Genomic DNA, 13,284 nt, shown 5'->3' with positions numbered 1-13,284 from the left:
GAGTGATGAAGATGACCATGGACGACAGGCTGGCGCAGGTGGTGCTGAGCTTCCGCGCGGCACGACTCCGCAGGCACCTGGAGCGCCAGGGCGGCACGCCCGCACCTGCCGCACCCGCCGCACCCTCCGTTCCCGGTGCCCGAGGCTGGGCCGCGCGCGCCGCGGCGGTCGCCGTCGGCGCCGCGGTCCTGACCGGCGTCGGCGCGGCCAACGCCCAGGCGGAACAGGCTCCCGCGCGGGCCGGATGGGACGGTACGCGCTACTGGTACAAGGACGAGACCGGTTGGTGGCGTTGGACTCGACATCATGCGAAGTACCAGGCACGGACCCAGGCCCCGGCCCTGGCTCGCGCCGGGGACGCGTCGTCGGCGGGGCGCGGGGAGCCGGTGTTCCGAGGGCGTTCCGGGTGGGATCCGGTGGACCGGGTGTACTGGTACCGGGACGAGACCGGCCGGTGGCGATGGACGAGCCACCGCTCGAAGTTCGAGCAACGCCACACCCCGACCAGGTCCACCGCCACACGCGGCTCCACGGACGCTCCCGCGACGCCAAAGCCGACCAACCGCGCCGCCGGCACCGCGAACGGCACCGCGAACGGCACCGCGAACGGCACCGCGAACGGCACCGCGAACGGCGCCACGAACGGCACCGCGAACGGCACCGCGAACGGCGCCACGGACAAGCGCAAGAAGGACACCGCCGGCCCCCGGAGGGTCGCACCGCCCCGCGGCCTCGAGAGGGTCATCGCCTTCGCCGAGGCCCAGCTGGGCGAACCGTACGTCTGGGGCGGCGAAGGCCCCAACGGCTGGGACTGCTCGGGCCTCGTGCAGGAGGCCTACCGCAAGGCGGGCATCACCCTGCCGCGCGTCGCGGTCGACCAGTACCGCGCCTCCACACCCATCACCCGCGGTCAACTGCGCCGAGGGGACCTGGTGTTCTGGACGGACGGCGGTTCGGTCTCCGGCGTCCACCACGTCGCCATCTACCTCGGCGACGGCAAGTACCTGGAGGCGCCGCGCCCCGGCAGGAACGTCCGGGTCTCCTCCTTCAGTTCCTACAACCCCAACCTGTACGGCCGCGTCGGCTGACGCCCCGGCCACGCAGGACAAGGAACGGCGGCGCCGTGTCCGGCGCCGCCGTGAACTCTGTCGGAGAGCTTCCTCCTACGGCGGCCGACGCCGGCTGAGGGGGCTGAGTTCGCCCACGGTGACAGGTCATAGGGTTATCCCATGCCTGCCACGCTGAGTTCCACGAAGGCCGCCGCCGCGCTCCGGCGATCCGCCCGCGTATCCGCCGAGTTGCTCGTCGTCCTCGTCATGGCCGCGGTCGCCCTGTGGCTGCTCGGCCGGATGTGGTCGGTCGTCTGGCCCCTCATCGTGGCCCTTCTCCTCACCACACTGACCTGGCCCCTCGCCCGACACCTCCGCCGGTGGGGTTGGCCCCCCGCTCTGGCGGCCTCGGCCGTCACTGTGCTCTTCCTCCTCGTCGCCGCCGGCATCGTGGCGCTGATCGCGGTGCCGGTCTCCTCCCAGTCGGGGGAGCTCGCCGACGGAGTGGTGGAAGGCATCCAGAAGCTGCGTGAGTGGGCGGCGGGACCGCCGCTGAACATCGGCGACGAGCAGATCTCCGGCGCCTTCGACACGGCGGTCGACCGCGTCCAGAACAGCGTCGGCAGCCTGGTCAGCGCCGTCGGTACGGGCGTGGGCACCGTGTTCAACGGGGTCGTCACCGCCGTCCTCGCGCTCTTCCTCATGTTCTTCTTCCTCAAGGACGGCCCGCGGTTCCTGCCGTGGCTGACCCGTCAGCTCCCCGGCCGCCTCGCCACCGACGTCCCCGTCGTGGCCGCGCGCGGCTGGGAGACCCTGGGCGCGTTCGTGCGGTCGCAGGCGTTCGTCGGACTGCTCGACGCCGTCTTCATCGGCATCGGCCTGTGGATCCTCGGAGTACCCCTGGTGCTCCCGCTGGCGGTGCTGACCTTCGTGTCGGCCTTCGTGCCCATCGTGGGAGCCCTGTTCGCCGGCCTGGTCGCCGTGCTCATCGCGCTGGTCTCCAACGGTCCGACGGACGCGCTGATCGTCCTCGCCATCATCGTCGTGGTGCAGCAGCTGGAGGGGAACGTCTTCCAGCCCATGATCCAGAGCCGCGGGCTCGGCCTCCACGCCGCGGTGATCCTGCTGGCGGTGACCCTGGGCGGCAGCCTCGCCGGCATCGTCGGCAGCCTCCTCGCCGTACCGATCGCCGCGCTGATCGCGGTCGTCTGGAATTACCTGCGCGAACAGCTCAGCGAACCGCCGCAGGAGCCGGAGACCGAGGGCGTGCTCCTCGACGCCCCCGTCGCGTCGTAGTCGTACGCCCTTCAGACCCCCCAGGCCCGCAGCTCCTCCTCGCGCGGCGACTCGACCACCGTCGGTCCGTCGTCGCCGGGGCGGCCGAAGGTCATCACCGGCCGTGACCCGTCCCATGGCCGCCAGCCCGGATCGCCCGTCGCCGCGAACCGCACCCACGCGGAGTGCATCGCGTCGGCGAGCGGCCGCGGCGCGTCAGGACCGGTCAGGGCCTCCGTCCCGGGCCGGTCGAGGGTGTCGAAGACGAAGCCGATCTCCAGGGCGTGGCAGGCGCCCAGACCGAGGACCGGGGAGCGCCAGCCGAACTCGTAGACGTACGTGGCGCCCGGGCCCGCCGCCCGCGCGTCCGCCAGCCGGTTCTGCGGCACCCGCAGCAGCTTGTCCGTGGCGAGCGCGCCCAGCAGCTCGCCCGGCTTCTCCCCGGGGCGGCGCGTCCGGTACGTCCGTACGGTCCGCGCCGGCACCTTGGTCTTCCAGGCCGCCGCGCGCAGCGCCAGTCGGCCGATGCGCTCGGTGAGCCCGCTCGGCACGAACCAGAGGCGGTACTCCTCCGTGTTCGTGCCCATCAGCAGGTCCACGTCCGCCGACGCGCCCTCGCGCAGCGCCTCGAACGGATCGCGGGGCAGGACCTCGCCGTCCACGGCGATCTGGAAGGAGTGCCCGCCGGTCAGCGGCGACCCCTTCCCCGTCACCTCGGTCTGCGCGTCGAGCAGCCGCTCCGCCGGTACGGCGGACAGCGCCCGGGCCGTCGCCGCGACGCCCAGGTGCGCGGCGATCGCCTCCGTCGTCCGGCGGGCCCGGTCGAGCGGCAGCGCCATCGGCGCCCCGCTCTGGAGCACGGCCCGGTGGAACAGGCCCTTGGCGAGCGGCGAGGCGAGCAGTGCCGCGAGGGAGATCGCGCCGGCCGACTCGCCGAAGACGGTGACCCGCTCCGGGTCGCCGCCGAAGGCCGCGATGTTCTCCCGTACCCAGGTCAGCGCGGCCAGCTGATCGCGAAGCCCCAGGTTGGCCGGGGCGTCGGGGAAGACCCCGAACCCCTCGATGCCGAGCCGGTAGTTGAGGGAGACGAGCACGACACCGTCGCGGGCGAACGCCTCCCCGTCGTAGACGGGGACGGCCGACGAGCCGTGGACCAGGGAACCGCCGTGGATCCACACCATGACGGGCCGGCCGGTGGTTCCCGGCTCGCCCGGGGGCGGTGGCGGCCACGGCGCCCAGACGTTGAGGTTGAGACAGTTCCGCCCCGCCACGTCCGGGTCCGGGAGCAGCGCGTCGAGCGGGGCCGCGTACGGGCGCTTGGGCGCCGTCGCCCCGAAGCCGAGGGCGTCCCGCACTCCGTTCCACGCCTCGACGGGCTCGGGAGCACGGAACCGCAGCGGCCCCACGGGCGCCTGTGCGTACGGCACACCCAGGAAGGCGGCGACGGGGCCGGGGGCTGCCCCCTCGACCAGGAACCCCCGCAGCTCCCCACCCCGCGTGGACACCGACACCAGCGGCTCACGAACCTCGGGCATGGGTCAGCCCTCCCTTCCCGAACCCGCCGCGACCAGGGCCCGCTTGAGGACCTTGCCCGTCGGGCCGAGTGGCATCGCGTCCACGAACCGTACGAGCCGCGGGTACTTGTGCCGGCCCAGGCGCTCCTTCGACCACTCCACCAGCTCCGCCGCATCGACGCCCCCGGCCCCCGGGCGCAGGACGACGACGGCGCAGACCTCCTCGCCCTTCGCCTCGTCGGGGACGCCGATCACCGCGACCTCCGAGACCGCCGGGTGCCGGACCAGGACCTCCTCGACCTCGCGCGGGTAGATGTTGAAGCCGCCCCGGATCACCAGGTCCTTCTTCCGGTCCACGATGCTCAGGAAGCCCTCGCCGTCGCGGACACCAAGGTCCCCGGTGCGGAACCAGCCGTCCACCACCGCCGCGGCCGTCGCCTCCGGATCGTCGAGGTACCCCGCGAAGACGTTGTGCCCGCGCACCACGACCTCGCCGATCTCGCCGTCCGCGAGCAGCTCGATCCGTTCCTCGACGGCCGCGTCCGCGACCCCGACCTCGACGCCCCACACCGGGTGCCCCACGGTGCCGGGCCGCGTCCCGATGTGCGGCTGGTTGAAGGTGGCGACCGGAGAGGTCTCGGTGAGGCCGTACCCCTCCAGGACCTGCGTCGAGAACGTCTCCTCGAACCGTTCGAGGACGGCGACCGGCAGCGCCGCGCCGCCCGATACGGCCGCCCGCAGGGCCACGGGCCGCCGGGCGTCGGAGGCCGCCGCCTCCACCAGCGCGTGGTACATCGTCGGTACGCCCATGAAGACGGTGACGCCCTCGTCGGCCAGGGCCGCGAGCGCCGCCGGGCCGCTGAACCGGGGCATCAGGACGAGCGTCGCGCCGGCCCGGAGCGTCCCGTTCATCGCGCAGGTCTGCCCGTAGCTGTGGAAGAGCGGCAGACAGCCGAGGACGACGTCCTCCGCGCCCATGCCCAGCAGGTCCTGCGAGGTGACGGAGGCGTTGAGGACGATGTTGAGATGGGTGAGGCGGGCGCCCTTCGGGCGGCCCGTCGTCCCGCTGGTGTAAAGGATGACCGCCGTGTCGCCGGGCGCGGCCGGCTCGGCGGCCCGCAGCGGCTCGGCCGCCATCGGCGCACCCTGGAGCGCGCGCACCCCGGCGCTCCGGGCCGCCTCCTCGGCCACCGCCCACAGGGGGCCGCCGCTCACGAGCGCGACCGCGCCGCTGTGCTCCAGGACGTACCGCACCTCCTCGGCGACCAGCAGGGCGTGGACCGGGACGACCGTGGCCCCGGCGGCAAGGGCGCCGTAGTACACCCGCAGGAACTCCGTCGTGTTCGGCAGCAGCACGGCCACCCGGTCGCCCGGCCTCACCCCCGAGGCCCGCAGCCCGGCGGCGCAGCGCAGGGCGTCGTGCCACAGCTCCCGGTAGGTCAGCCGGACCGCCCCCTCGACGACCGCGATCCGGTCAGGGAACTGGCGGGCGGACTCGCCCAGGACGTTGGCGACGCTCAGTGACATGGCACGCTCCAGGAAACGCTGCGTTGACGGGCCCGACACGGCACAGAATCGTTCCTGGCACGGGTCCGGCACCATGTGCGTCTGCCCACCATGTGCCGTCGCGCAGTGGGCAGCGGCCTTTCCGAGGTGTCCGACACGTGGCATCCGCCAAACGGCGGCGTTACGGTGCGCCCATGACCCTCACTCCGGCGGCGACGCCCGGCCGCGGCCCGCGGACCGGCACGGGCACTGGCCACGGCACCGGCACTGGCACCGGCACCGGCCATGTCACCGGCGCGGGCCCCGGCCGCCCGGGTGCGCCCCCCATGCCCGGCGCGCCCCCCGCGCCCGCCATGGCCCCCGCCACAGGCGCCGGTGCCAGCGCCGGCGCGACCCTGCGCCGCACCCTCGCCACCTCCCTCATCGGCGACCTGGCCCGGCTCACCGACCGTGCCGTCGACGACATCCGCGCCCACTCCGGTACGTACGCCTCCGGTACCCCGGTCACCCGCGAGGACCTGTGGGAGATCTGCCGGGACAACCTGCTGCGGGCCCTCCAGGACTTCGGCGGTCTCGCCCCCACCGCCGTCGACTTCGAGCAGGCCGCCCGCGAGACCGGCCGTCGCCGCGCCGAGCAGAACGTGCCGCTCGACACCGTCCTGCGCGCCTACCGCCGGGGCGGCAGGGTGCTCTGGCAGGTCATGGCGGAGTACCTGCGCGCCCGTCCCGGCCGGGACACCGACACCAGGGACACCGAACTCGACGTCGCCGGCGCCCTCTGGGAGACCATCGACCGCTACTCGGTCGCCATGGCCGACGCCTACCGGCTCACCCAGCTGGAGTTGCGGAGCCGCCAGGACACTCGCCGCGTCGCCCTCTTCGAGGCGCTGCTCGACGGCCGTGCCGACGACCCGGCCGTCGCCGCGGCCGCATCCGCCGCCCTCGGCGTCCCCCTGAGCGACCGGTACGTCGTCGTGGTCGCCGCCCAGAACCCGGCCGCACCGCCCCACCCGGCGCCGGTCCTGGAGGCCGCGGGACTGTGGTCCTTCTGGCGCCCCCGCGCCGGCCGCTACGCCGGGATCGTCCGGCTGCCGCGCGGCGCCGACGCCCCGCGCGGCCTGCTCGACCTGCTCCGCAGGCAGACCGGGACCACCGCCGGGGTCTCCCCTGAGTTCGACCGGCTCGCCCAGGCCGGCCGCGCGCTCCGGCTGGCCGAACAGACCCTCCGTACCCTCCCCGTCGGCAGCGGCGAGGCCGCCGCGTTCGACGACCGGCTCACCGAGGTGCTGCTCAGCGGGCGGGGCGACATCATGGACCGGATCGTCGCCGTCCACCTCGGACCGGTCCTCGCCACCACCGGCGAGCGCGCCGCCCTCCTGGAGACCCTCAGGGTCTGGCTGGACTGCGGCTGCGCCGCCGCCCGCGCCGCCGAGCGCCTCTACTGCCACCGCAACACGGTCCTCAACCGCATCAGCCGTATCGCGGAGCTCACAGGGCGCTCCAGTGAATCGGGCGAGACCCGCCTCGGCTGGGCCCTCGCCCTGCGGGCCCTGCCGCTCGCGGACCTCGGCGACGAGCAGGAGCGGACGGCGGGGGACAGGGGCGCGTTCCCGGGCGCATAGGGTGGCGGGATGCAGGAGCAGTACCGCACGATCGCCCGCGAGGGCGTGCACGAGACCGAGATCAACCGCTCGCGCTTCATCTGCGCCCTCGCGCCGGTGGCGACCGAGCAGGAGGCGCAGGACTTCGTCGCACGCGTCCGCAAGGAGCACCCGACCGCCAGCCACAACTGCTTCGCGTACGTCATCGGCGCCGACGCCTCCGTCCAGAAGGCGAGCGACGACGGCGAACCCGGCGGCACGGCCGGCGTCCCCATGCTCCAGATGCTCCTGCGGCGCGAGGTGCGGTACGTCGCCGCCGTCGTCACCCGCTACTACGGCGGCGTGAAGCTCGGCGCGGGCGGACTGATCCGGGCGTACGGCGGCGTGGTCGGCGAGGCCCTGGACGCGCTCGGCACCCTCACGCGGCAGCGCTACCGCCTCGCCACGGTGACCGTCGACCACCAGCGCGCGGGCAAGCTGGAGAACGACCTGCGGGCGACCGGCCGGAACGTGCGCGACGTGCGGTACGGCGAGGCCGTCGCCCTGGAGATCGGGCTTCCGGACGCCGACGTCGACTCCTTCCGGGCCTGGCTCGCCGACGCGACGGCCGGCACCGCGACCCTGGAACTGGGCGGCGAGGCGTACGGCGATGCGTGAGCGGAAGCTCCCGGAATCCCCCAGATTTCCCGAAGTCCCGGAACCCCTCCGATTTCCCGAATCCCCGGAATCCCCGGAATCCTCGGGATTTCCCGAAGCCACGGCCGTTGTCCGACCCCACCGATACGCTCCTGGATCATGAGATTCCTGCACACGTCGGACTGGCACCTGGGACGGTCGTTCCACCGGGTGAGCCTGCTCGACGCCCAGTCCGCGTTCCTGGACCACCTCGTGGCCACGGTGCGCGAGCGTGACGTGGACGCGGTCCTGGTCGCCGGGGATGTCTACGACCGGGCCGTGCCGCCGCTCTCCGCCGTCGAGCTCTTCGACACCGCCCTGCACCGGCTCGCCGAGGCCGGAGTGCCGACGGTCATGATCTCCGGCAACCACGACTCGGCCCGCCGCCTCGGCGTCGGCGCAGGTCTCATCGAGCGGGCCGGCGTCCACCTCCGTACGGACCCGGCCGGCATCGGCACGCCCGTCGTGCTCGCCGACGCCCACGGCGACGTCGCGCTCTACGGCCTTCCGTATCTGGAACCGGCCCTCGTGCGCGAGCGGCTCGGCGCCGCCAAGGCCGGGCACGAGTCCGTGCTCTCCGCCGCCATGGACCAGGTCCGCGCCGACCTCGCCGCCCGGCCCGCCGGCACCCGCTCGGTCGTCCTCGCGCACGCCTTCGTCGCGGGCGGCGAACCGAGCGACAGCGAGCGGGACATCACCGTCGGCGGTGTCTCCGCCGTGCCCGCCGGGGTGTTCGACGGCGTCGACTACGTGGCCCTCGGCCATCTGCACGGCAGCCAGACCGTCACCCCGCGCGTCCGCTACTCCGGCTCGCCCCTCGCGTACTCCTTCTCCGAGGTCCACCACCGCAAGACCATGTGGCTGATCGACCTCGGTCCCGACGGCGCGATCGAGGCGGCCGAGCGGATCGACTGCCCCGCGCCCCGCGCCCTCGCCCGCATCCGCGGCCGGCTCGACGACCTGCTGGCCGACCCCGCGCTCGTACGGCACGAGGAGGCGTGGGTCGAGGCGACGCTCACCGACCCGGTGCGGCCCTCCGAGCCCATGGTCCGGCTCGCCGAGCGCTTCCCGCACACCCTGCACCTGGTCTTCGACCCCGAGCGCGCCGAGGACGACCCCTCCGCCTCGTACGCGGAGCGGCTGCGCGACCGCAGCGACCAGCAGATCGCGGAGGACTTCGTGGCCCATGTGCGCGGCGGCGCCGGACCCGACGACACCGAACGGACCGTGCTGTACGGCGCCTTCGACGACGTACGGGTGGACGCGGCGGCCACGGAGCGCGAGGTGGGCGCCCGGTGAGACTCCACCGCCTCTCCGTCACCGCCTTCGGCCCCTTCGGCGCCACCCAGGAGGTCGACTTCGACGCGCTCTCCGACGCGGGCCTCTTCCTGCTCCACGGCCCCACGGGCGCGGGCAAGACCTCCGTCCTCGACGCCGTCTGCTACGCGCTGTACGGAGCCGTGCCCGGCGCCCGGCAGTCGCCCGGGACCTCGCTCCGCAGCGACCACGCCACGGCCGGCACGTACACCGAGGTCCTGCTCGAACTGACCGTCGGGGAGCGGCGGTTGGAGATCACCCGGCGGCCCGCACAGCCGCGCCCCAAGAAGCGGGGCGGCGGCTTCACCACCGAGAAGGCCCAGAGCTGGCTGCGCGAGTACGACTCCGGTACGGGTGAATGGGCCGCGCTCAGCCGCTCCCACCAGGAGATCGGCGAGGAGATCACCCAGCTCGTCGGCATGAGCCGGGAGCAGTTCTGCCAGGTCGTGCTCCTGCCGCAGGGCGACTTCGCGCGCTTCCTGCGGGCGGACGCGGAAGCCCGCGGCAAGCTGCTCGGCCGGCTCTTCGGCACCCGCCGGTTCGCGGCCGTCGAGGAGCGCCTGGCCGATCTGCGGCGCGCCGCCGAGCTGCGGGTACGGGAGGGGGACGAGCGGCTGCTCGCGCTCGCCCACCGGACGTCGCAGGTCACCGGCGGCGCGGTCGTCGACGAGCGGCCGGGCGAGCCCGGCCTCGCCCAGGCCGTCCTGACCCAGGCGGCCGTCGCCCGCTCCGAGGCGCGCGAGGCCCTCGACATCGCCGACGCGGCCGTCTCGGCCGCCGAGTCCCGGCAGGCCGCCGCCCGCAGGACCCTCGACCTGGAACGGGACCTGGCGGCCCGTCAGGCGCGGTACGCGGAGACCGTGCGCCGCCAGGAGGCGCTGGAGTCCGGCAGGCCCGAGCGGGACCGCCTCCAGGCGCTGCTCGACCGCTCGCGCAAGGCCGACCTCGTGGCCCCGTCCCTCGGCCTGCGCGCCGACGCGGAGCGCGACCACGCGGCGGCGCGGACGGCCCGGGAGCAGAGCCTCGGCCTCCTGCCCCCCGAACTGGCCGACGAGGGCGCGGAGCAGTTGTCCGCCCGGGAGCGACGGCTGACCGAGGAGCTGGGCGGACTCGAGTCCGCGCGCCGCGCGGAGCGGCGCGCGGCCGAGATCGCGCGGGAGCGCGCGGACCTCGACCGGCAGGCCCGCGCGGACGACGACATCCTCCAGGACGCGGGCGGCTGGCTCAGCGGCTGGGAGCCCCGCCGGGCTGAGCTCGCGTCCCGTATCGAAGCCGCCCAGGAGGCCGCGGCCCGCACCGAACAGCTCGCCGGGCGGCTCGAACCGGCCCGCCGCCGGCTGGACGCCGCCCGGCGCAGGGACGCGCTCGCCGAGCGGACGGCCGGCGCCGAGTCCCGCCTGACGGCCGCCCGGGAGCGGCGCAACGAAGCCCACGAGAGCTGGCTCGACGTCAAGTCCCGCCGCCTCCAGGGCATCGCCGCCGAACTGGCCGCCGCCCTCACCCCCGGCGACCCCTGCCAGGTGTGCGGCTCCGCCGACCATCCGGCCCCGGCCCGCACGGGCGCCGACCACGTCGACCGGGCCACCGAGGACGCCGCGTACGCCGCCTTCACGCGCGCGGAGGAGGACCGCACGGCGGCGGAGCGCGACACGGCCGCCACCGCCGAGGCATGGGCGGCGGCCCGGGAGGAGGTCCGCGAGGGTTCCGGCCCCGAGCCCTCGGCGGGCGAACTCGCCGCCGAGGTCGACGAGCTGACACTCCGACACGCCGAGGCGCACGCGCTCGCCGCCCAGACACACGGCGCGCGGGAGAACCTCGCGCGGGCCGAGCGCGAGTACGAGAGCCGGGTGGCGGCGCAGCGGGACGCCGAGCGGCGCGTCGCCGCGCGGACCTCGCAGCGGGAGGCGCTCGACCGGGAGCAGACCGCCCTGGACGCCGAAGTGGCCCGGGGGCGCGGCGCGTCCGCGAGCGTCGCCGAGCAGGCCTCACGGCTTGAGCGGAACATCGCCGTCCTGATCGAGGCCGCCGAGACCGTACGCTCCGTGGAGCTGACCGCCCGACGTCTCAAGGAGGCCGACGGCAAGCTCGCCGACACCGCGTTCCGCGCCGGGTTCGACACCCCCGACGAGGCCGCCGCAGCCCTCCTCCAGGACGGCGAACACCGCACGCTCCAGCACCGGCTCGACGCCTGGCAGGCGGAGGCCGCGGCGGTCGCCGACCGGCTCGCCGAGCCGGAGACCCGGGCCGCCGCCGAACACCCGCCCGCCGCCCCGGAGGTCGCCGAGACGGCGCACACCGCCGCCGAACGCGCCCTGCGCGAGGCCACCTCTGCCCTCGCCGCCGTCCGCGAGCGCGACTCCGAACTGACCCGCCTCTCCCGGCAGGCCGACACCGAGGCCCGCCGCCTCGGACCGCTGCGCGCGGAGTACGACCGGGTCGCCCGGCTCGCCGGACTGACCGCGGGCACCTCCGCGGAGAACGAACGCAGGATGCGCCTGGAGTCCTACGTCCTGGCCGCCCGCCTCGAACAGGTCGCGGCCGCGGCGACGGCCCGGCTCCAGCGGATGTCCTCCGGCCGCTACACCCTCGTCCACTCCGACGCCCGCTCCGGCGGCAAGCGGGCCGGCCTCGGCCTGCACGTCGTCGACGCCTGGACGGGCAACGAGCGGGACACCGCCACCCTCTCCGGAGGCGAGACCTTCTTCGCCTCCCTGTCCCTCGCCCTCGGCCTCGCCGACGTCGTCACCGACGAGGCAGGCGGAGTCCGCCTCGACACCCTCTTCATCGACGAGGGCTTCGGCAGCCTCGACGACCAGACCCTGGACGAGGTCCTCGACGTCCTCGACTCCCTCCGGGAACGCGACCGCAGCGTCGGCATCGTCAGCCACGTCGCCGACCTGCGCCGCCGCATCCCCGCCCAGCTGGAGGTCGTCAAGGAGCGGACGGGATCAGCCGTACGACAGAAGGGGACGGGCGCCTGACGCGCCGGTTCCATCGACAACTCGGATCAGGGGGGCGTCCCATGGACGCGAGTGTCACGTCGGCCGTCATCGGGTCCGTCGCCGTGGGCGGCACGGCCCTTGGCACGGTGCTCGGCGGCTGGGTCCAGGCACGCGGCGGCCAGGCCCAGGCCAAGGCCGCCCAGCAAGCCGCCCAGATATCGGCGGAGGCCGCACACCAGCAGGCGCTCTTCGACCGCCGCTGGTCGCTCCTCGCCGCCTATCTGCGCGCCGCGAGCGAGTGCATGGAGGCTGCCGACGAGCTCTACACCACGGACTCCGTGCCGGAGGTCCGGCGGCGCTGGCACGCGTTCACGCTCGCCCACGCCGAGGCCGAACTGGCCGCGCCTGCGGCGCTCCTCGCTCCCATCGACGAACTACGCAAGGCCGTGGGGCGCACGTACTGGACGGCCCAGCGGGCCGCCCCCGCCCACCGGGCCCTGAAGGAGCTGCGCAGGCGGGCGGAGCAGGGGGACGTGGCGGCGGTCGGGGCGCGGGAGGCGGTCGAGAGACTGTGGGCGGCGGGTGAGGGCATAGCCCGCGCACAGCGGGATTCGTCTCCGGAGTACGTGGACGCGGGGCTTGCCCTCGACGGCCTGCCCGGATTCGGCGGCGAGCAGGCGGCCTTCCTGCTGAGCAGGACGCGACAGCAGTGGGACGAGGCCGCCCACGACAGGGAGTCGCGGAAGGACGATCACCACCTGGCGCGCCGGGAGCTGGTGTCGGCCGCGCGGAACGCGTTCGGCACGGACCGCTTCTGACGGACCAATGCTGACGGATCGCTTCTGACGGACCGTTTCTGCCGGGACAAGCCTGCGATACGGGAGGCGGATCAGCGGCCGATCGCCCGCCGCGGGAGCGGCGAGGAGTACACCACGCTCGTCGTCACCGAACCCAGCGTGCCTACCTTGCCGGAGATCTCCTCCAGGTGCTTCATGGACCGCGCGGTGACCTTCAGTACGAAGCAGTCGTCGCCGGTCACGTGGTGCGCCTCCAGGACCTCCGGGGTCGAGGCGATCAGATCGTGGAACGGCTTGTAGTTGCCGTTCGGGTAGCGCAGCCGGACGAAGGCGAGGATCGGAAGGCCGAGCCGCTCGGGGTCGACGACGGCCGCGTAGCCCGTGATCACCCCGGCCTCCTCAAGCCGGCGGACCCGCTCCGTCACGGCGGAGGCCGACATGGACACGGCGCGGGCCAGTTCGGTGAAGCTGGCCCGGCCCTGGCTCTGCAGGGCGTCGAGAATGCGCCAGTCGGTGGCGTCCGGGGTGTATCCGGTCAAGGCGGTCATGACCGTGATGGTGCAGGGGAATCCCCGGGCGATCAAGCGATCCCCGGGGAGTTCTCACCG

10 protein-coding genes are annotated in these 13,284 nt (G+C 74.5%); 7 read left to right on the top strand and 3 right to left on the bottom strand.

Annotated elements, in window-relative coordinates; genetic code table 11:
• The first annotated feature begins 17 nt into the window (after positions 1-17).
• Together ACFWRO_RS17705 and ACFWRO_RS17700 are read left to right on the top strand one after the other, a co-directional pair.
• Positions 18-1,088: a C40 family peptidase gene (locus tag ACFWRO_RS17705; RefSeq protein WP_384510984.1), complete on the top strand. Its 1,071-nt coding sequence runs from the start codon at positions 18-20 to the stop codon at positions 1,086-1,088.
• 141 nt (positions 1,089-1,229) lie between these two features.
• Complete coding sequence (locus tag ACFWRO_RS17700) at positions 1,230-2,345, top strand: AI-2E family transporter (RefSeq protein WP_384510982.1); 1,116 nt, start codon at positions 1,230-1,232, stop codon at positions 2,343-2,345.
• An 11-nt stretch (positions 2,346-2,356) separates the two neighbouring features.
• On the opposite strand, the gene ACFWRO_RS17695 is transcribed toward ACFWRO_RS17700, so the two are convergent.
• Together ACFWRO_RS17695 and ACFWRO_RS17690 are read right to left on the bottom strand one after the other, a co-directional pair.
• Entirely contained in the window at positions 2,357-3,859 is a 1,503-nt protein-coding gene (locus ACFWRO_RS17695; protein WP_384510979.1) for a carboxylesterase/lipase family protein, read from the bottom strand.
• Between the two features lie 3 nt (positions 3,860-3,862).
• Positions 3,863-5,365, bottom strand: coding sequence for a long-chain fatty acid--CoA ligase (locus ACFWRO_RS17690; protein WP_384510977.1), 1,503 nt, complete (start codon positions 5,363-5,365; stop codon positions 3,863-3,865).
• A gap of 173 nt (positions 5,366-5,538) precedes the next feature.
• On the opposite strand from ACFWRO_RS17690, the gene ACFWRO_RS17685 reads away from it, so the two are divergent.
• From ACFWRO_RS17685 to ACFWRO_RS17665, 5 genes are all read left to right on the top strand, one after another.
• On the top strand, positions 5,539-6,966 hold the full coding sequence (locus tag ACFWRO_RS17685; protein ID WP_384510975.1) for a PucR family transcriptional regulator: 1,428 nt from the start codon (positions 5,539-5,541) through the stop codon (positions 6,964-6,966).
• A gap of 9 nt (positions 6,967-6,975) precedes the next feature.
• Positions 6,976-7,602 carry a YigZ family protein gene (locus ACFWRO_RS17680; protein ID WP_384510972.1) on the top strand — a complete coding sequence of 209 codons (627 nt, stop codon included), beginning with the start codon at positions 6,976-6,978 and terminating at the stop codon, positions 7,600-7,602.
• Between the two features lie 138 nt (positions 7,603-7,740).
• Positions 7,741-8,919 (top strand): exonuclease SbcCD subunit D, encoded by a 1,179-nt coding sequence (locus ACFWRO_RS17675; protein ID WP_384510969.1) that lies wholly within the window; start codon positions 7,741-7,743, stop codon positions 8,917-8,919.
• Entirely contained in the window at positions 8,916-11,918 is a 3,003-nt protein-coding gene (locus ACFWRO_RS17670) for an AAA family ATPase (protein ID WP_384510967.1), read from the top strand. Before ACFWRO_RS17675 ends, ACFWRO_RS17670 begins: the two co-directional genes overlap by 4 nt.
• Positions 11,919-11,959: 41 nt before the next feature.
• The gene (locus ACFWRO_RS17665; protein WP_384510965.1) at positions 11,960-12,697 is read left to right on the top strand and encodes a hypothetical protein; all 738 of its coding nucleotides are present in this window, start codon (positions 11,960-11,962) and stop codon (positions 12,695-12,697) included.
• A 71-nt stretch (positions 12,698-12,768) separates the two neighbouring features.
• Here the strand turns inward: ACFWRO_RS17665 and ACFWRO_RS17660 are convergent, their stop codons facing one another.
• Positions 12,769-13,224, bottom strand: a complete 456-nt coding sequence (locus ACFWRO_RS17660; protein WP_384510963.1) for an Lrp/AsnC family transcriptional regulator — start codon at positions 13,222-13,224, stop codon at positions 12,769-12,771.
• Positions 13,225-13,284: the final 60 nt, after the last annotated feature.

It is taken from the genome of Streptomyces sp. NPDC058579 (genome assembly GCF_042718575.1).
Taxonomy (GTDB): Bacteria; Actinomycetota; Actinomycetes; order Streptomycetales; family Streptomycetaceae; genus Streptomyces.
The sequence above is the reverse complement of the archived record's forward strand: the minus strand, read 5'-3'. Positions and strand labels throughout refer to the sequence as shown.